17 protein-coding genes, 2 tRNA genes and 1 other RNA gene are annotated in these 18464 nt (G+C 71.5%); 7 read left to right on the plus strand and 13 right to left on the minus strand.

Annotation, left to right across the window (positions count from 1 at the left end; genetic code table 11):
* Position 1: 1 nt before the first annotated feature.
* A complete protein-coding gene (locus tag ABEA34_RS09805) occupies positions 2-292 on the minus strand; it encodes a WhiB family transcriptional regulator (RefSeq protein ID WP_345521069.1) in 291 nt (96 codons plus the stop codon).
* Positions 293-505: 213 nt separating this feature from the next.
* Between ABEA34_RS09805 and ABEA34_RS09810 the strand changes: the two genes are divergently transcribed.
* The gene (locus tag ABEA34_RS09810) at positions 506-2908 is read left to right on the plus strand and encodes a transglycosylase domain-containing protein (RefSeq protein ID WP_345521070.1); all 2403 of its coding nucleotides are present in this window, start codon (positions 506-508) and stop codon (positions 2906-2908) included.
* A gap of 8 nt (positions 2909-2916) precedes the next feature.
* Here the strand turns inward: ABEA34_RS09810 and ABEA34_RS09815 are convergent, their stop codons facing one another.
* Positions 2917-3378: a GatB/YqeY domain-containing protein gene (locus ABEA34_RS09815; protein WP_345521071.1), complete on the minus strand. Its 462-nt coding sequence runs from the start codon at positions 3376-3378 to the stop codon at positions 2917-2919.
* 26 nt (positions 3379-3404) lie between these two features.
* Here ABEA34_RS09815 and ABEA34_RS09820 point away from each other — a divergent pair, with 26 nt between their 5' ends.
* The 3 genes from ABEA34_RS09820 (at position 3405) to ABEA34_RS09830 (ending at position 5224) form a co-directional block, all read left to right on the plus strand.
* The gene (locus tag ABEA34_RS09820) at positions 3405-4343 is read left to right on the plus strand and encodes a metallophosphoesterase (protein ID WP_345521072.1); all 939 of its coding nucleotides are present in this window, start codon (positions 3405-3407) and stop codon (positions 4341-4343) included.
* A 64-nt stretch (positions 4344-4407) separates the two neighbouring features.
* Positions 4408-4481: transfer RNA gene (locus tag ABEA34_RS09825), tRNA-Pro, on the plus strand.
* An 89-nt stretch (positions 4482-4570) separates the two neighbouring features.
* On the plus strand, positions 4571-5224 hold the full coding sequence (locus ABEA34_RS09830) for a hypothetical protein (protein ID WP_345521073.1): 654 nt from the start codon (positions 4571-4573) through the stop codon (positions 5222-5224).
* 6 nt (positions 5225-5230) lie between these two features.
* On the opposite strand, the gene ABEA34_RS09835 is transcribed toward ABEA34_RS09830, so the two are convergent.
* The 7 genes from ABEA34_RS09835 to ffs all read right to left on the minus strand — a co-directional run bounded on the left by ABEA34_RS09835 (position 5231) and on the right by ffs (position 11510).
* Positions 5231-6286, minus strand: a complete 1056-nt coding sequence (locus tag ABEA34_RS09835; protein ID WP_345521074.1) for an aspartate-semialdehyde dehydrogenase — start codon at positions 6284-6286, stop codon at positions 5231-5233.
* 2 nt (positions 6287-6288) lie between these two features.
* Positions 6289-7563 (minus strand): aspartate kinase, encoded by a 1275-nt coding sequence (locus tag ABEA34_RS09840; protein WP_345521075.1) that lies wholly within the window; start codon positions 7561-7563, stop codon positions 6289-6291.
* A gap of 40 nt (positions 7564-7603) precedes the next feature.
* Entirely contained in the window at positions 7604-8215 is a 612-nt protein-coding gene (locus tag ABEA34_RS09845; protein WP_345521076.1) for a DUF5063 domain-containing protein, read from the minus strand.
* Complete coding sequence (recR, locus tag ABEA34_RS09850) at positions 8208-8807, minus strand: recombination mediator RecR (protein WP_345521077.1); 600 nt, start codon at positions 8805-8807, stop codon at positions 8208-8210. The genes ABEA34_RS09845 and recR overlap by 8 nt, the downstream gene beginning before the upstream one ends.
* A 10-nt stretch (positions 8808-8817) precedes the next feature.
* Entirely contained in the window at positions 8818-9192 is a 375-nt protein-coding gene (locus ABEA34_RS09855; RefSeq protein WP_345521078.1) for a YbaB/EbfC family nucleoid-associated protein, read from the minus strand.
* Between the two features lie 28 nt (positions 9193-9220).
* Positions 9221-11248 carry a DNA polymerase III subunit gamma and tau gene (locus ABEA34_RS09860; RefSeq protein ID WP_345521079.1) on the minus strand — a complete coding sequence of 676 codons (2028 nt, stop codon included), beginning with the start codon at positions 11246-11248 and terminating at the stop codon, positions 9221-9223.
* Between the two features lie 171 nt (positions 11249-11419).
* Positions 11420-11510, minus strand: an RNA gene (gene ffs, locus ABEA34_RS09865) — signal recognition particle sRNA small type.
* A gap of 104 nt (positions 11511-11614) precedes the next feature.
* Here ffs and ABEA34_RS09870 point away from each other — a divergent pair.
* The 3 genes from ABEA34_RS09870 (at position 11615) to ABEA34_RS09880 (ending at position 13051) form a co-directional block, all read left to right on the plus strand.
* Positions 11615-11704 (plus strand) — tRNA-Ser (locus tag ABEA34_RS09870).
* 87 nt (positions 11705-11791) lie between these two features.
* Complete coding sequence (locus tag ABEA34_RS09875; protein ID WP_345521080.1) at positions 11792-12208, plus strand: organic hydroperoxide resistance protein; 417 nt, start codon at positions 11792-11794, stop codon at positions 12206-12208.
* Positions 12209-12271: 63 nt separating this feature from the next.
* Entirely contained in the window at positions 12272-13051 is a 780-nt protein-coding gene (locus ABEA34_RS09880) for an SDR family NAD(P)-dependent oxidoreductase (RefSeq protein WP_345521081.1), read from the plus strand.
* Positions 13052-13060: 9 nt separating this feature from the next.
* Here the strand turns inward: ABEA34_RS09880 and ABEA34_RS09885 are convergent, their stop codons facing one another.
* Genes ABEA34_RS09885 through ABEA34_RS09900 form a run of 4 tightly spaced genes read right to left on the minus strand, consistent with a single transcriptional unit; the run spans position 13061 to position 18463 of the window.
* A complete protein-coding gene (locus ABEA34_RS09885) occupies positions 13061-14056 on the minus strand; it encodes a hypothetical protein (protein WP_345521082.1) in 996 nt (331 codons plus the stop codon).
* Entirely contained in the window at positions 14053-15762 is a 1710-nt protein-coding gene (locus ABEA34_RS09890) for a WXG100 family type VII secretion target (protein WP_345521083.1), read from the minus strand. The genes ABEA34_RS09885 and ABEA34_RS09890 overlap by 4 nt, the downstream gene beginning before the upstream one ends.
* A 2-nt stretch (positions 15763-15764) precedes the next feature.
* Positions 15765-17033, minus strand: a complete 1269-nt coding sequence (locus ABEA34_RS09895) for a S8 family serine peptidase (protein WP_345521084.1) — start codon at positions 17031-17033, stop codon at positions 15765-15767.
* The gene (locus ABEA34_RS09900; protein WP_345521085.1) at positions 17024-18463 is read right to left on the minus strand and encodes a type VII secretion protein EccB; all 1440 of its coding nucleotides are present in this window, start codon (positions 18461-18463) and stop codon (positions 17024-17026) included. Before ABEA34_RS09900 ends, ABEA34_RS09895 begins: the two co-directional genes overlap by 10 nt.
* Position 18464: the final 1 nt, after the last annotated feature.

An 18464-nucleotide genomic window follows, 5' to 3' on the forward strand; every position in this document is an offset into this window, starting at 1 on the left:
GTCAGACGGTGACGGGCGGCGTGACGCCGCCCTTCTCGCGCGCCGTCTCGAGCACGGAGCGCCACGAGGCGTTCGGACGCCGACGCAGCAGCGCACGGCGCTCCCGCTCGGTCATCCCGCCCCAGACCCCCCACTCGATCTGGTTGTCGAGCGCCTCCGCGAGGCACTCCGTCCGCACGGGGCAGCCCGCGCAGAGCTGCTTGGCCTTGTTCTGCTCGGCACCGCGAACGAACAGCTGGTCCGGCTGTGACTCGCGGCATGCCGCCGCGCTCGCCCAATCCTCAACCCACATAAGTGATGTCCCCACATCGAACCGGGATCCGGCGCCCCCATGGCGCCTTATACCCGGGAGAGTTCCCCTCGATGAGAAAGTTAAGGAAATGCTGAGGACTGGAACAGACCAATTGTGCCCAGATCGTCTAGTCCATTTGGACTAGTCCGCTCGGGTCAGGGGCTCGGATCGCAGAATGGGGCTCTCTTCGACCGGTCCCGTATCCTCGGACGCATGTCCGTTCCGCGCGAGGAGCGCCTCTCCGCCGGCCGTATCACCGCCCACCTGCTCGTGATGGTGTCGGTCGCGGCCCTCCTCGGCGTCGTCGTGGCCGGTCTGGCGATCCCGTTCGCCGGCATCGCCGGCGTCGGTGCCCGCAACGTCGCCAAGGCGATGGACAACCTCCCCGCCGAGCTCGAGACCGACCCGCTCCCGCAGCGGACGCGGCTGCTCGACTCGTCGGGCAACACGATCGCCACCTTCTACGACGAGAACCGGGTCAACGTCTCGCTCGACCAGATCAACCGCACCATGATCGAGGCGATCGTCTCGATCGAGGACTCCCGCTTCTACGAGCACGGCGCGCTCGACCTCAAGGGCACGGTGCGCGCCCTCGTCACCAACCAGGCCAACGCCGGCGTCGTGCAGGGTGGCTCGTCGATCACCCAGCAGATGGTCAAGATGACGCTGCAGACCCAGGCCAAGACGAAGGCCGAGCGGGCCGCCGCGACCGAGGACACCTACGCGCGCAAGCTCAAGGAGCTCCGCTACGCGATCGCGTTCGAGCAGCACCACAACAAGGACTGGATCCTCGAGCGCTACCTCAACATCGCCTACTTCGGTGACGGCACGTACGGCGTCCAGTCGGCCGCGCGGCACTACTTCGGCGTCAACGCCAAGAAGCTCAACCTGCGGCAGTCCGCCATGCTGGCCGGCCTGGTCAAGAACCCCACCGGCTACGACCCGACCAACTCCCCCGACCGGGCCCTGGCGCGACGCAACGTGGTGCTCGACCGGATGGCCCAGCTCAACGTCATCAGCCGCGAGAAGGCCGAGCAGACCAAGAAGCGGGGCCTCGGTCTGCACGTGGTCAAGGCCAAAAACGGCTGCTGGTTCTCCCGGGCACCGTTCTTCTGCGACTACGCCTGGAACTACCTCCTCGACGACAAGTCCCTCGGCGCCACCGTCGCCCAGCGGCGCCAGCTCCTCAAGTCGGGTGGTCTGACGATCCGCTCCACCATCGACCTGACCGACCAGGAGGCCGCCGAGCGCGCGGTCACCGACCACGTCTCCAAGGGGGACCAGGCGGTCGGCGCGATCGCGATGGTCGAGCCGCGCACCGGCGACGTGAAGGCCATCGCCCAGTCCCGGCCGATGGGGCGCAGCGAGAAGAACGGCCAGACGTTCCTCAACTACTCGGTGCCGACGAAGTACGGCGACTCCGCCGGCTTCCAGGCCGGCTCGACCTTCAAGCCGTTCGTCCTGGCCGCCGCCCTCGAGAAGGGCATCCCGCTCTCGACGACGTTCAACGCACCGCAGTCGATGGTCATCGACACCTCGGAGTTCGCCAACTGCCCGGGCGCCGGCAACTACGTCGGCGACTGGGACGTCTCGAGCTCCACGTCGTCCGGCACGATGGACGTCTACCGGGGCACGCGTGAGTCGGTCAACACCTTCTACGCGATGCTCGAGCGGGCCACCGGCGTCTGCAAGCCCTACAGCATCGCCAGGTCCCTGGGCGTCGACCTCACCTACCCCAAGGGCGACCGGAGCCACCAGGCCGAGCGGGTGCCGACCTTCGTGCTCGGCATCGCCAGCGCCAGCCCGCTGGAGATGGCCGAGGCGTACGCCACCTTCGCCGGACGGGGCCTGCACTGCGACTCGCGACCGGTGACCTCGATCGAGGACGCGTCCGGCAACGTGCTCAAGAAGTACGACCGGGCCTGCCAGCAGGCGCTCCCGCAGACGGTCGCCGACGCCATCAACGACGTGCTGCGCGGCGTGCAGGAGCCGGGCGGCTTCGGCTACGACAACGGCCAGACCGGCCTGAACGTCCCGTCCGCGGCCAAGACCGGCACCACCACCGACGGCAAGTCCGTCTGGTACGTCGGCTACACGCCGCAGCTCGCGACCGCCGCCATGATCGCCGGCGCCAGCAAGGACGGCGGCAAGCCGATCCCGCTCGGCGGCCAGACCATCCACGGGTCGTACATCTCCGACTCCGACATCTCCGGCTCCGGCTTCGCCGGTCCGATGTGGGCGCAGGCCATGCAGGCGATCCAGGACCGGTTCGACGACATCGACTTCGTCGCCCCGAGCGACATCAACGTCAACGGCGTCCCGGCGACGGTGCCGTCGACCTCCGGCATGAGCGTCGCGACCGCCGAGAGCACGCTCAGGCAGGCCGGGTTCAACCCGATCCTGGGCGGCTCGACCGACTCCGGCAACCCGATCGGCACCGTCGCCTACACCGACCCGAGCGGCGGCTCGAGCAGCACGAAGGGCTCGGTCGTCACCATCTACACGTCCAACGGCGTCGCGCCCAAGCCGCCGAAGGGCCACGGTGGGAGGGGCCACGGCGGTGGCGGTGGCGGCGGTGGTGGCCGCCCCGGCAACGGCCCCGGCGGCGGTCGCTAGCCCGCCCGTCAGGCGCCGAGCTGGCGGCGTACCTCCGCGGCAACGGCGCCGCCGTCGGCCCGGCCCTTGACCTGCGGCGTGACGACGCCCATCACCTTGCCCATGGCCTTCATGCCCTCGCCGGCGGCGCCGACCTGGGCGACGGCGGCGGTCACCAGGTCGGCGATCTCCTGGTCGCTGAGCTGGGCCGGGAGGTAGTCGGCGATCACGGCCGCCTCCGCGACCTCCTTCGCCGCCATCTCGGCCCGGCCGCCGTCGGCGAACGCCGTGGCCGCCTCGCGTCGCTTCTTGGCCTCGGACGAGAGCACGCCGATGATGTCGTCGTCGCTCAGCTCGCGGGCCTGCTTGCCCGCGACCTCGGCGTTGGTGATGGCCGCCAGCACCATCCGCAGGGTCGAGGACCGGACCTCGTCACGGGACTTGATGGCGGTGGTGAGGTCGGCGCGCAGTCGGTCCTTGAGGTCACTCATTTCTCCATTGTGGCAGCCTTGCCGGCGTGACCCTCCGCGCCGCCGTCCGCCGTACCGCGCTGGGCGTCGTCGGCACCGGGGTCGCGAGCGGGGCCGCGCTGACGGCGTACGCCCTGGCCGAGGCCCGCGCCTACACGCTGCGCCGCGTCACGGTGCCGGTCCTGCCGCCCGGCAGCCCGGACCTCCGGGTCCTGCACCTCAGCGACGTGCACATGACGCCGGGCCAGACCCGCAAGCAGGGCTGGCTCCGCGGGCTCGCCGACCTGCGGCCCGACCTGGTGGTCAACACCGGCGACAACCTGTCGCACCGCGACTCGGTCCCGGTCGTCCTGGACTCCCTCGGCCGGCTGCTCGATGTCCCCGGCGTCTTCGTCTTCGGCTCCAACGACTACTTCGTCCCCAGCCTGCGCAACCCGGTGCGCTACCTGCTGCCCGACGACGGCACCCGGCACACCGACACGCCCCAGCTCCCCTGGCCCGACCTCCGCGACGGGTTCAGCAGTGCGGGGTGGGCCGACCTCACCAACCGGCGCGCGACGCTGGAGGTGCGCGGGGTCCGGATCGCGTTCGCGGGGGTCGACGACCCGCACCTCGGCTACGACCGGCTCGACGACGTGGCCGGGCCTGCCGACCCGTCCGCCGATCTGCGGCTGGGTGTCGCGCACGCGCCGTACTTGCGGGTGCTCGACCAGTACGTCGCGGACGGGTACGACGCGGTGCTCGCCGGTCACACCCACGGCGGCCAGGTGTGCCTGCCGGGCTTCGGAGCGCTGACGACCAACTGCGACCTCGAGCCGGCCCGCGCGAAGGGCCTGCACCGGCATCCCGCCGCCTCCCGGCCCGGGGATCCGGACTCTGCGTGGCTGCACGTCTCGGCCGGGCTCGGCACCAGTCCGTACGCCCGGATCCGGGTCGCGTGCCGCCCGGAGGCGACGCTGCTGACGCTGGTCGCCGCCAACCGCTGAACCGATTTCAGTGGGCCGGAGGTGCTCGGGTATGGTTGCCCCCGGCCTGCTCCGGTGGGTCGATCGGGCTGTGGCGCAGCTTGGTAGCGCGCTTCGTTCGGGACGAAGAGGCCGCAGGTTCAAATCCTGTCAGCCCGACAGCTGGGACCCGGATCCGCACCGCGGATCCGGGTCCTGCTGTCTTCGGGCCTGGTTTCCCACGCCGTACTGGTGGAATGCTGCCGGGCATGGTCGAACCCGAGCGCGACGAGCCCTCCCTGGAGCTCGAGCTCCCGCGTCTACGACGCCGCAAGCGCAAGGACCGCGCCGCCGAGCCGGCCGCGCCCAGCGGTGAGCAGGCACCCGTTCCGGAGGCGGAGACGGTCGTCGAGCCGCCGCAGGCGGCACCGACCCCCCAGCCGGAGCCGACGGTCGTCGAGCAGACCACGGTCCTCGAGGCGCCTCCCGTCGAGGCGGCCGCACCGGCCCCCAAGCCACGCCGTCCCCGACCGTCGGTGCGGCTGCCCGGAGGCTGGGCGGCCGTCGTCGTCACCGGCCTGCTGGTCGGCCTCGTGCTCGTCGCCCTGACCTGGGGCTCACTGCAGACCTGCGAGCGGGTGCAGGGCACCTCCAGCTGCGGGACGGCGGGCTATCCGATGCTCGGGCTGGTCGTGGCCGTCGCCGTGCTCGTGGGCGCCCTGCTGCTCCGACTGACCCACGTGCCGGACCCGGTCAGCAGCAGCCTCCTGGGCGTCGGCGTCGCCGCTGTAGTCGTGCTGGTCGCGCTCATCGACCACCTCGACCAGCCCGCGGTGGTGGTCGTGATCCCGCTGCTCTGTGCCGCGACGTTCGCGGGCGCGCACTGGCTCAGCACGGCCGTCATCGAGTCCGACGGGGGCTGAGCCGGTCTAGCGCGCGGCCGCGATCAGCTCCGCGATCTGCACCGTGTTGAGCGCGGCGCCCTTGCGCAGGTTGTCGTTCGAGACGAACAGCGCCAGCCCCCGCTCGCCGGGGACACCCTCGTCCTGCCGGATCCGCCCGACGTACGACGGGTCCTGGCCCGCGGCCTGCAGCGGGTTGGGGATGTCGGAGAGCTCGACGCCCGGAGCCCCGGACAGCAGCTCGCGGGCACGCTGAGGGGTCAGCGGCCGCGCGAACTCGGCGTTGATCGCCAGCGAGTGGCCGGTGAAGACCGGCACCCGCACACAGATGCCGGAGACCGGCAGGTCCGGGAGACCGAGGATCTTGCGCGACTCGTTGCGGAGCTTCTGCTCCTCGTCGGTCTCGTCGAGGCCGTCGTCGACGATCGAGCCGGCGAGGGGGACGACGTTGTAGGCGATGGTCCGCTCGTACTTCACCGAGTCCGGGAAGGTGACCGCGGCGCCGTCGTACGCGAGCTCGGTGGCCTTGTCGCCGGCCGCGGCGACCTGGCTGGCCAGCTCCTCGACACCGGCGACGCCGGAGCCGGAGACGGCCTGGTAGGTCGAGGCGATCAACCGGACCAGCCCGGCCTCGTCGTGCAGCGGCTTGAGGACCGGCATGGCGGCCATCGTCGTGCAGTTGGGGTTGGCGATGATGCCGCGACCGGCGGCGATCACACCGGCCATCGCCTCCGGGTTGACCTCCGAGACGACCAGTGGGATCGAGGGGTCCTTGCGGAACGCACTGGAGTTGTCGACGACGATCACACCGGCGTCGACGAACTTCGGGACCAGCGCGCGCGACGTGGTCGCACCAGCCGAGAAGAGCGCGATGTCGAGACCGGTCGGATCCGCGGTCTCGGCGTCCTCGACGACCACACGCTGCAGACCGTTGGGGCCGTTGAAGGACAGCACCTTGCCGGCCGAGCGGGCGGAGGCGAAGAAGCGGATCTGGTCGACCGCGAAGCCGCGCTCCTCGAGGATCTGGCGCATGGCGACGCCGACCTGGCCGGTGGCGCCGACGATGCCGAGGTTGATGCCCATGTCTACCTACCGGTCCCGCCGTACACGACCGCCTCGACCTCGGCGGCGTCCAGGTCGAACGCCGTGTGGGTCGACCGGACGGCCTCGTCGATCTGCGACTCGGCGACGATCACGGAGATCCGGATCTCGGAGGTGGAGATCATCTCGATGTTGACGCCGGCGGAGGCGAGCGCCGCGAAGAACCGGGCGGTGATGCCGGGGTGCGAGCGCATGCCGGCACCGATCAGCGAGACCTTGCCGATCTGGTCGTCGTACAGCAGCTTGTCGTAGCCGACCTCGTCCTGGATCCGCGCCAGGGCGCCCATCGCGGACTGGCCGTCGGCGCGCGGCAGCGTGAAGGAGATGTCGGTGAGGCCGGTCGCGGCCGCGGAGACGTTCTGCACGACCATGTCGATGTTGACCTCGGTGGCCGCGAGGGCCTCGAAGATCCGGGCGGCCTCGCCGACCTTGTCGGGGACGCCGACCACGGTGATCTTGGCCTCGCTCCGGTCGTGTGCGACACCGGAGATAATCGCCTGCTCCATGTTCATGGCTCCTGCCTGGCTGTCCGGAATGACCCAGGTGCCTTCCTTCTGGGAGAAGGAGGAGCGCACGTGGATCGGCATGTCGTAGCGGCGGGCGTACTCGACGCACCGCAGGTGGAGGATCTTGGCCCCGGAGGCCGCCATCTCGAGCATCTCCTCGGTGGAGATCTGGTCGAGCTTGCGGGCGGCCGGGACGATCCGCGGGTCGGCGGTGAAGACGCCGTCGACGTCGCTGTAGATCTCGCAGACCTCGGCGCCCAGCGCCGCAGCCAGGGCGACGGCGGTGGTGTCGGAGGCGCCGCGACCCAGGGTGGTGACGTCCTTGGTGTCCTGCGAGACACCCTGGAAGCCGGCGACGATCGCGATCGCGCCGTCCTGGATCGCCGCCTCGATCCGACCCGGCGTGATGTCGATGATCTTCGCCTTGCCGTGCTTGGAGTCGGTGATCACGCCGGCCTGCGAGCCGGTGAACGACTGCGCCTTGTGGCCGAGCTGGGCGATCGCCATCGCGACCAGCGCCATCGAGATGCGCTCGCCGGCGGTGAGCAGCATGTCGAGCTCGCGCGGGGGCGGCAGCGGCGTCACCTGCTCGGCGAGGTCGCGCAGCTCGTCGGTGAAGTCGCCCATGGCCGACACGACGACGACCACGTCGTTGCCCGCCCGGCGGGTGTTGACGATGCGTTGCGCGACGCGCTTGATACCGGTCGCGTCAGCGACCGACGATCCGCCGTACTTCTGCACGACAATGCCCACGGTGCGGTCCTTGATGCTCGAGGTGTGTCCGCGGGCGATTCTACCGAGACTCAGGATCCGCCGAATCGAGTATCTCATCGGCGACCGCGAGCAGCTCCTCCTCCTCGACCGGGGCGTCCGCGTCGAGACGGTCGTGGGCAACCACGGAGAGCAGCGCGTTGAGGGCGGCGCCGGCGAGGTTGCCCCAGGAGGCGACGTACGAGAACTGCCACCACCACAGCGCCTCGTAGACGTTGCCGAGCCGGTAGTGGCGCAGCCCGTTCTCGAGGTCGGTCGCGATGCTCGTCAGGTCGTCGGAGAGCTGGCTCTCGACCACCTCGGGCACGTACGGGTCGAACACGAACGCGTAGGTGTCCAGACCGCCGAGCAGGTCGGCCAGCGCCAGCCGCATCTCGTCGAGGTCGGCCTCGGGGCCGACGTCGGGCTGGTACTCCGCGATCGGGGTGAAGTCCTGCTGGGCACCGAGCCGGGCGCCGGCGAGCGACACCTGGCTGATCTCGAGCAGCAGCAGCGAGATGCCGCGACCACCGTCGGCCTCCCGCGCGATCGCGCGCAGCGCGATCAGGAAGCTCTCGATCTGATCGGCGATCTGCCCGGCGAACTCCGCCGTCGCTGCGTCGACCACGGGGGTGGTCTGTCGGGTCTCAGTCATCTGCGGATCGCCTTCCTACGAACGCTCGGCCGAGCGTCACTTCGTCGGCATACTCGAGGTCGCCGCCTACCGGCAGTCCACTCGCCAATCGCGTCACACGCAAGCCGATCGGCTTGAGCATGCGGGTGAGATACGTCGCGGTCGCCTCACCCTCCAGGTTGGGGTCGGTCGCGAGGATCGTCTCGGTGATGGTGCCGTCGGACAGCCGGACCATGAGCTCGCGGATGCGCAGCTGGTCGGGCCCGATGCCGTCGATCGGCGAGATCGCACCGCCGAGCACGTGGTAGCGGCCCCGGAACTCACGGGTGCGCTCGATCGCGACCACGTCCTTGTACTCCTCCACGACGCACAGCACCGTCGGGTCGCGCCGAGGGTCGCGGCAGATGCGGCACTGGTCGTCCTCGGAGACGTTGAAGCAGATGCTGCAGAACTTGACCTTCGCCTTGACCTCGATCAGCACGTCGGCGAGACGGCGTACGTCGGTCGGGTCGGCCTGCAGCAGGTGGAACGCGATCCGCTGCGCGCTCTTGGGACCGACGCCCGGAAGCCGACCGAGCTCGTCGATCAGGTCTTGGACAACGCCTTCGTACAACGCAGACCCGCTAGAAGCCGAGCTGCCCGAGGGGGCCGCCCTCGGGCAGTCCACCTCCGGCGAGCGGACCGAGGGCCTCGCCGGCGAGCGCGTCGGCCTGCGCCTTGGCGTCCCGGTAGGCGGCGACGATCATGTCGCCGAGGTCGGAGAGGTCGTCGACGCTGCTGCCGTCGAAGCCCCCCGCCTTGATCTCGACGCCGACCAGCTCGCCGACGCCGTTGACCTGGACGGTCACGGCGCCGCCGGCGACGGTGCCGTCGACGACCGTGTCGGCCAGCTGCGCCTGGGCGCTGGCGAGCTGCTCCTGCATCTGCTGGGCCTGCTGGAGCAGCGCGTTCATGTCGAAACCACCGCCGCCGAGGGCGTCGAAGGGACTCTGGCTCATGGGATCTGCACCTCTCGGTCGTGCGTGGTCACTGGTGGGGGATCTCCTCGATCATCGAGGCGCCGAGCTCCCGTTGGAGCAGCTCGGCGGTGCTGACGCCCTGGTGCTCGGCGTCGAGGTCGTCGGGGTGGGCGTCGGCGTCGGCCGTCGCCCAGTCCGGGCCGCGCTGCTCGGGCGGCTCGTCGGCCGACCGAGTCTGCTGGATCGCCTCTCGCGCGGCGGCGCTGGCCGCCGCCGTCGCCTCGGGCCCCGGTGTTGCAGCCGGCGGGTCCCACGGTGCCGACGCCTGCGGTGCCGCCGGCTCCACCGGTGCGGCCGGCGCGGTCGCGGGCTTGGTCACGGTCGGCGTGCCCTCCGCCTGGGCGCTGGGGTCGACGATCGTGTCGATCTTCCAGCTCGCGCCGACCACGTCGACCGCGGCCTGGCGGAGCACGTCGTCGCAGCCACCGCTCACGAAGGAGTCGCGGGCGCCCGCGTTGGCGAAGCCCAGGGTCAGCGTGTCGCCGTCGACCGCGACGACCTGGCAGTTCTGGGTGAGGTGCATCCACGCGAGCCGGCGCATGCCCTTGGTCGCGTCCACGATGTCGGGCCACAGCCGGCGTACGTCGACCAGCGTGAGCGAACCGCCCGCGGCGACGGGTGCCGGGGTCGGCTCGGGGGTGGGGGACGGCTTGGGCACCGGAGCCGGCGCCGGCTCGGGCGTCGGCTCCGGGATGGGCGAGGGGTCCGGCTCGGGCGTGGGCTCGGGCGCGGGCGACGGGTCCGGGATCGACTGCTGCGGACGCGCCGCGGCCGGGTCGGGTGCGGCGGGGCGGTCGGCGGGCGGCGCCGGCCGGTCCTGGGCGGGCGGGGCCGGGGCGGCAACGGTCGGCGTGGGCGCACCACCGCTGATCGACATCCGCTTCTCGAGCCGGTCGAGCCGGGCCAGGACGCCGTTGACGTTGTCGTCCGAGCCGGGCAGCAGCACGCGGGCACAGAGCAGCTCGAGCAGCAGCCGCGGCGCGGTCGCGCCGCGCATCTCGGTCAGGCCCGAGGCGACGATGTCGGCGGCCCGGCTCAGCTCGGCGGGTCCGAACCGGGCGGCCTGGGCGACGAGCCGCTGGCCCTGGTCCTCGGAGCAGTCGATGAGCCCGGTCGCCGGGGCGTCCGGCACGGCGGCGACGATCACCAGGTCGCGCAGTCGGCGCAGCAGGTCCTCGGTGAACCGGCGCGGGTCTTGGCCGGTCTCGATCACCTTGTCGACCACCCCGAAGACGGCGGCACCGTCACCGCCGGCGAAGGCCTCGACGACGTCGTCGAGCAGCGTGTCCGGGGTGTAGCCGAGCAGCCCCGACGCGAGCTCGTAGGTCACGCCCGCAGGCCCCGCGCCGCCCAGCAGCTGGTCGAGGACGGACAGGGAGTCGCGGGCCGAGCCGGCGCCCGCGCGCACGACCAGCGGCAGCGCGGCCTGGTCGATCGTCACGCCCTCCTTGGCGCAGAGCTCGGAGAGGTACGACGAGAGCAGCCGCGGGGGGATCAGCCGGAACGGGTAGTGGTGGGTCCGCGACCGGATGGTCGGCAGCACCTTGTCGGGCTCGGTCGTGGCGAAGATGAAGCGCAGGTGCGGAGGCGGCTCCTCGACGAGCTTGAGCAGGGCGTTGAAGCCCTGCGTCGTGACCATGTGGGCCTCGTCGATGATGTAGACCTTGTAGCGGCTGCGCACCGGCGCGAAGAACGCCTTCTCGCGCAGGTCGCGGGCGTCGTCGACACCACCGTGCGAGGCGGCGTCGATCTCGATGACGTCGATGGATCCCGGGCCGCCGCGGGCCAGGTCCTTGCAGCTGTCGCACTCACCGCACGGGTCGGCGATCGGCGCCTGCTCGCAGTTGAGCGCCCGGGCCAGGATCCGGGCGCTGGTCGTCTTGCCGCAGCCGCGCGGCCCGGAGAAGAGGTAGGCGTGGTTGACCCGGTTGTGGGCGAGTGCGGCGCGCAGCGGCTCGGTGACGTGGTCCTGGCCGATGACCTCCTCGAAGGTCTCCGGCCGGTAGCGGCGGTACAGCGCGAGGGGTGACTCCACGCATGAACCCTAACCACCGGTCCCGACACCCGGTAGGCGGGCGGAGGGGGCGGATCGCACCAGCGGATGTAACGCCGGGTTACCGGCTGTACCCAGGGGGTTGCAGCACGGCGGGGAGAGCCAGTAACCCGGCGTTACAAGCGGCCCGGCGGGCCCGACACCCGGGGACAAGAAGGCCCCCCGCGTACCCGACAGAGCTTGCCGACCCTTGCTGCCTTCCGGCCCTGGGGGAGTTGAGCGAGATGCCGCCACGCGGGGGGTTGGCGCAGAGTCTAGGCGAGGCCGGCTCGGGCCTCCAAGACGGGGCTCGCCGAGGCCCTCGGGGCGATTTCGCGGCGCCGTACGCCGACGGGTACGCTCCTCCGCGGAGGATTCGCCTAGTGGCCTATGGCGCTCGCTTGGAAAGCGGGTTGGGTGTGAAAGCCCTCAGGGGTTCGAATCCCCTATCCTCCGCCACTCGAACGGCGTCGCACCTCGGTGCGGCGCCGTTCGCGATTCTCCGGGTACGGCGCCGGCAACCGCCCGCGGCCTAGGTTCGAGGGCATGGAACCCCTCTACACCGCCAGCGCTGTTGCGACCGGCGCGGGCCGCAACGGCCACGTCCAGTCCACCGACGGCCACATCGACGCCGACGTCCGCATCCCGAAGGAGATGGGCGGAGCGGGGGGCGCCACCAACCCGGAGCAGCTCTTCGCCGCCGGCTACGCGGCCTGCTTCCACTCGGCCCTGCAGCTGGTCGCCGGACAGGCCAAGGCCGACGTGACCGACTCCGAGGTCGTGGCCGACGTCTCGATCGGCATGAACGACGCCGGCGGGTTCGGCCTCGCGGTCCAGCTCGAGATCAGCCTGCCCGCCGTCGAGCGGGCCCAGGCCGAGGAGCTCGTCGAGAAGGCCCACCAGGTGTGTCCGTACTCCAACGCCACGCGCGGCAACGTCGAGGTGACGCTCACCGTCGCCTGACGGCGCACGACCTCAGTCGACTGACTGATGTCAGCTGCCGCGGCCTGCCCTAGCGTCCGAAGCATGGATCTCGACCTCACCGGCCGCACCGTCGTCGTCACCGGAGCCAGCCGCGGCATCGGGCTCGCCGTCACCCGGGCCTTCGTCGCCGAGGGCGCCCGAGTGGTGGCGGGCGCGAGGTCGACGACCCCGGAGCTCGCGGCGCTCGCCGACGGCGGCGAGGTGACGATCGTCGAGGTCGACCTGTCCACGCCCGACGGGCCCGCGCAGCTCGTCGCCGCAGCCGGACCGCGCGTCGACGTGCTGGTCAACAACGTCGGCAGCGCGCACCCCCGCCCCGACGGCTTCCTCGAGATCACCGACGAGATGTGGCACGCCACGTTGGAGCTCGACCTGATGGCGAGCGTGCGGGCGATCCGTGCCGTCGTCCCCGTCATGCAGGCGTACGGCGCGGGCGCGATCGTCAACATCGGCTCGGTCAACGCCCGGCTGCCCGACCCGCTGGTCCTCGACTACTCGGCCGCCAAGGCCGCCGCCGGAAGCATGGCGAAGTCGCTGTCCAAGGAGCTCGGCCCGCACGGCATCCGGGTCAACAGCGTGGATCCGGGCCCGGTGGCCACCGACCTGTGGCTCGGCAAGGGTGGCGTGGCCGACGTGGTCGGCGGGGCGCACGGCGCCTCGCCCGAGGACGTCGCCGCCGGCGCGGCCGCGTCGATGGTGACCGGTCGCTTCACCCGGCCCGAGGAGGTCGCCGACCTGGTCCTGGTGCTCGCCAGCCCGCGCTTCGGCAACGTCACCGGGTCGAACGTCGTCATCGACGGCGGCCTGATCACGACCCTCTGACCTACCCCGTCAGCCGGCGGCGGCGCTGCTCTCCGGGAAGACGACGTCGGCGGCGGTCGGTCCGGGCACGATCTCGCAGCGTCCGCTGGTGGCCTCGCACGTGATGAGCGGCTCGGTCGAACCCGCCGTCAGCCCCTCCGCATCGGCCGAGCCGTCGAGCGCGGAGCCGGCGACGACCGTGTCGCTGATCCACCTCACGAGGTCGACCTTCGGGGGCACTCCGGTGAGCTGCACGCGCTGGCCGTCAGCGGTGACCAGGCGGTCCTGGGGTGCGTAGTCCTCGTAGACGTCCTCGACCGTCCAGCGGCCGTCCGGGCTGCGCAGGCCGTCGGACGACGGTGGCTTGTCGTCGTCGCCGCGGACGGCGACCTTCCCCGTGGAGAGGTCGATCGCCACGTCGTCGCGCGCGCCCTGGTAGTACGCCGTGTCCGCGGTGATGCCCTCGAGCTGCGGCTCGGCGTCCTCGTAGAGGTCGGCGAGGTCGTCGTCGGAGCCCGGGTCACCCATGCCCTCGCTCGTCCGGGCGACCTCGTCCCCCGTCGTCGTGTCCACGACGACCACCACGGCCTGTGGTGTCCCGAACCCGTCCTTCTTGCCCGAGCCCATGTCCATGTACATCAGGTAGCGACCGTCGGCCGACGCCGTCAGGTCCGAGGCATCGGGGGCCACCTCCCTCGCCTTCCCGTCGCCGGTCGAGTAGTAGAGCGGGTCGACGTAGTAGGAGGCGTCCCCGCCGGCATCGTGCCCACCCGCGGTGAAGTAGGCACCGGCGCCGGCCAGCACGAAGTGCTCGACCTTCTTGCCCACCTCCAGCGACGAGTCGTCGCCCAGGTGCACCGTGTCGCCGACCGCGTAGACGAGGCCGGAGGTGTCGACCGCGGGCTTGCCCGACGGCCAGTCGGCACTGTCCGTCCCGCCACCCCCGCCGTCGGAGTCACCGCACCCGGCCACGCTGCTCGCCAGCACCAGCGCGAGCAGCACCGGCCCGAGGCGCCGCCCCCTCATCCGAGCCTCCCGGACAGTCGGCGCATGCCGGCGCTGACGTGGTCGTCCGTCGCGACGTAGTGGTGGCTCGCCGCCTCCAGTGCATCGGCCAGCAGCTCGACCCCGGCGGCCGACGTACGGGTGCTCTGGCCGACCGGGTCGACGCGGCCGGTGACCGCGGAGCTGAACCCCCCGGCCGACGGGACGTCTCCGAGCAGGTGGGCGGGCACGGTCACGCCCTCCACGATGCCCGCCTGCTTCTTCAGCGTCGAGGCGGGGTCGCCGAGTGCCGCGGCCGCCTTGGTCAGGCTCTCCGGCTCGGCCTCCAGCTCACCTGCCGCTCCCTCGGTCGCCAGACCGAGCGCGCTCAGCGGCGTCTGCGTCATGAAGGGGCTGGCCCAGAGCTCGTCGTCGTCGTTGCCCCCGAAGAGCCGGTCCAGCAGGGCGCTCGCCTTCGCGTGCTGGTACTCGTCGGAGCCTGACTCGTACGTCGCGACCAGCTGGCCGTCCACCTCCACGATCCCCTCCGCCATGTTGGGGAACTCGTAGGAGCTCGCCGACCCCTCGTCGTAGTCACCGTGACCGTGCTGGACGATCATCGTGCTGGAGTTCGTGCGGCCCTCGGACGTGCTGTAGATGAAGCCGTCGTCGCGGACCACGACCCCCTGCGTCAGAGGAGGGGTCGTGTACGCCGGCGGCGAGCCCGGCACCCAGGATCCGTCGGACCCCTTCTCGTAGACGCGGAGCGTGTTGTCGTCGAAGTCGCCGACGTACAGCTTGCCGTCGTGGAACGACGTGTAGGACGCGTTGACCGGGTCGCCGTCCGCGTCCTCACCCAGGCCCTGGGTCGAGGTCGGGTCGATCGGTGTCCCGGCACTCGCTCCGGTGATCGAGTCCATCGAGTACGTGTAGACCGAGTTGCCGGAGCTCACGTGGACGTTGTCGCCGTCGACGGTCACCCCGCCCGCGTGCCCCAGCGGCTCGTCGACGTTCCGGCCGGCGGTGAGCACGACCTCGTTGACCTCCTGCCCGGTGCGCGGGTCGATGACCGAGAGCACCGACGGCTGGCCCTCCTTGTAGTAGGTCTGCAGCAGCATGCCGCTGGCCGGGTCGTAGCCCAGCCCCTGCGGCGTGAGCCCGCGGCCGTCGCCGGTCGCCTGGGTGTTGGGGATCAGCGGACCGTTGGTGCTGCCGTACTCGTCGAGCCAGTCCTCGGTCTTGTCCAGCCCGCGCTCGACCCAGGCCCGGGTGTCACCGTCGAGGGCGTCGAGGTCGAGGCCGTCGGTCTCGCCCGTGAGCACGGCGGTCGCGGCCGCGAGCTGGGCGTCGTAGCCCTTGCCGATCTCGGCGAGCTGCGCGCTGACGAGAGCGGCGAGGAGGGTCTCCAGGATCCCCGGCATGCCGGGGGTCCGGTTGCGCCAGAAGGCGATCGACTGGTCGGCGGCCGTGCAGGTCTCGGCGTACGCCGCGGCGACCTGGTCGAGCACGTTGGCGGTCTGCGCCAGCAGCACGCGACCACCGACCGCGGCCTGGAGGACCGCCGTCGCGCGGACGGCGAACGCAGTCGCACCGTCGCCGGTCCACACCGGGATGCCGGTCGCCTCCTGGACCGCGTCGCAGGCACCGTCGATCGTCGTGGCGGCTCCGCGCAGGACGCGCCCACGTTCTCGGACGGCGCTGGCCTCGCCAGAGGTGATCCGGCGGTACGGGAGCTCGGGGTCCAGCATCGTCAGGCCCTTCTCCGCCGGGCGAGCACGGGGCGCAGCATCAGCACGACCACCAGCAGGCCGCCGCCGATCAGCCCCCACCAGACCGCGTGCTCACGCGTACTGGCGAGCAGGTCGTCGGCGGGCTCGGGTGCCGCTGCCTGCGTCTGGGGCCGGCTCTGCTCGACCGTGCGCTCCACCTTGCCCGATCGGGACGGCGCCAGCGGCCGGGTGAGCGCCTCGTAGGGCTGGACGATGCCGTACCCGGTCAGCGGCGTCGGGTCGTCGGTCGTGCCGTCCGCCGTGTTGATCAGCCGGGCAGCGATCTGTGCCGCTCGTTCCTTGGGATAGCGCTGCCACAGCAGGGCGACCACGCCGGCCACGATGCCGGCGGCCGCGGCCGTCGAGGTCGGCTGGACCAGGCAGGTGTGCTCGTTGAGGCCGTAGGACACCGCGTCGTACGTCGGGGCAGCGACCGCCGTGCGCGAGTTCTTGACCACGCTGGCGAGTGCGCCGGCCGGGTCGCCGGTGCCGGTCGCGTTGACCGCCACCACTCCGGGGTAGCCGGCCGGGAAGAAGAGGGGGCCTGCGTCCTCGTCCTTGGCGGCCGGACTCTTGAAGTCCGCGGCGAAGGCCGCGCCCTCGCCGGGCCGGTCACCGCTCGCTGCCACCACGACCGTGCCCGCATCCTGGAGCCGCTTGACCGCTCGGCGCAGCTCTTGGCTGTCAGGCACGACGAACGGGACCACGGCAACCTTGATGTTGAGCGGGCGAGCCTCGTCGGCGACCCAGTTCAGGCCCGCAGCCAGGGTCGCCGGCGCCGGTCGCTCGCGCGCCTCGTTGGAGTCGCTGTCGACGAACACCCGGGCGTCGATGATCTGCGCGGCCGGCGCGACGCCGACCGGTTGGCCGTCCTTGCGGGGGACCCCGGAGACCAGTCCGGCGATCTCGGTCCCTTGCGGGTCGACGATGTCGCCCCCCACACCGGACAGGTCCTTCAACGACCAGAGCGGGATCACGCCGGCGTCCCCGAAACGCACGCCCGAGCTCACCACGGCCACCCGCACGGGCGTCCCGCTGGAGCTGCCGAACCGGGCGACATGTTGCTGAGCGGCCTCGACCCCGAGCATGGCCAGCGGCGCGCTGGGGCGGGAGGTGTCGGTGCCCGGGGTCGTCTGCTCCACCGCGAGGCAGGCGTTGTCGGCGGCGTACGCCGGAGCGGTGGGCACGACCAGACCGAGGCCGACCGCACCGAGCGCCGTCGTGCCCACGAGCGCCGTCCTCAGCCGCATCGGGAGCTTTCCACATCACCCGGCGGGGACAGGGCGGCATCGCGGGAGAGGTTGACCCCGCAGCCGAAGAGCTTCACCCAGGTGTCAGGCACCACCGCCACGGGGTAGCTGCCGTAGCCGAGGAACTCGGGGGCGTCGTCACCCACGATCGGGTTGGCCCGTCCCTTCGAGTCGATGACGAACGGCGAACCGTGGTCGGTGTCGGCCCAGCCGCCGGACAGCACGTAGGCGCCGCGGCCGGGAGCGACCACCGGCTCCTTCTTGCCCTCCGGCACGTCCGCCGCGCCGGACTCCGGTCCCGGTGCCGTCAGCTGCACGATCGGCGCCGACCCGTGCTCCGAGGTCAGCTGCGCGCACGGTTCGTCGATGGAGAAGTCCGGCGGCTCGTCGGGCCAGTGGGCATCCTGGTCGCGGTCCGCCTCGCGGCTGACGCGAGGAGGGGCGTCCACGTCAATCGGCGTCACGACGGCGTTGCTCGGGGCGACCACGTTGCGGTAGACGAGGGCGGCGAAGTCCGAGAGCTGTCGCGGACCGGTGTCGGTGAGCAGCAGCTGCTGGTCACCCGCCACGAGCAGGTCCCCGACGGACTTGTCGGCGAGGAGGCCGGTGTCGTCGCTGTTGGCGTACGTCGGCTTCTTCCCGAAGTCCTTGATCCCGAAGCTGCTCCAGTCCAGCGGGGCACCCGTCGGGAAGAGGCTGATCCAGTCGCGGCTGACCGGGATCGCGTCGCCGGTGGTCTGCACGTGGATCGCGCTCAGGAGGTTGTCGGTCTGGTCGCCGTACGAGCCCTGGGCGGGCACGGGGTAGACGTAGGCGCCCGGGTCGGGTGCGCCGGGCCGCCCGGTGCCTGCGGTCGGCAGGACGACGTAGAGATCGTTGCCGTTGCTGACCGTGATCCCGGTCTTGGGCACGGCTGAGACGTCCGGGGCGGTGGAGATGGACAGCTTGACGCCGGCGTTCGCAGCCGTGCACGCGGTCCAGCCGGAGCCGATGAGGAGGGACGAGGTGGGCACGTTGACCGGGGCACCGAAGATGCCGATGTCGTCACCGATGCGCTGGTCGTCGATGACGTCCTGCGACATCAGCGTCGGCTTGGCGTCGGAGCCGAGGATCAGCTTGGCGCTCGTCGAGTTGAGGACCGGCCGCAGCTCCGGGTCGCTGCTCGCCTTCACGATGACGTACGCCGAGCCCGTGTCCTTCGAGATGATCAGCCCTTCCTTCTTCCAGTCGCTCGGCGCGGTCGGCGAGAAGACACCGGTGATCGCGGCGCCGGCCCCGAGGAGCACGGCGAGGGCGAGACCGCCGATGATCGTGCGACCGGGGCGCGCCGGCTCGACCTCACGGCCACCGGGGGCGCCGGAGACGAACGCCGTCACCAACCGGCGGCGACTGAACGAGTAGGCCTCGACCAGGTCCTTCTTGGTTGCCACG

This window comes from Nocardioides conyzicola (genome assembly GCF_039543825.1).
In the GTDB taxonomy this organism is placed as follows: domain Bacteria; phylum Actinomycetota; class Actinomycetes; order Propionibacteriales; family Nocardioidaceae; genus Nocardioides; species Nocardioides conyzicola.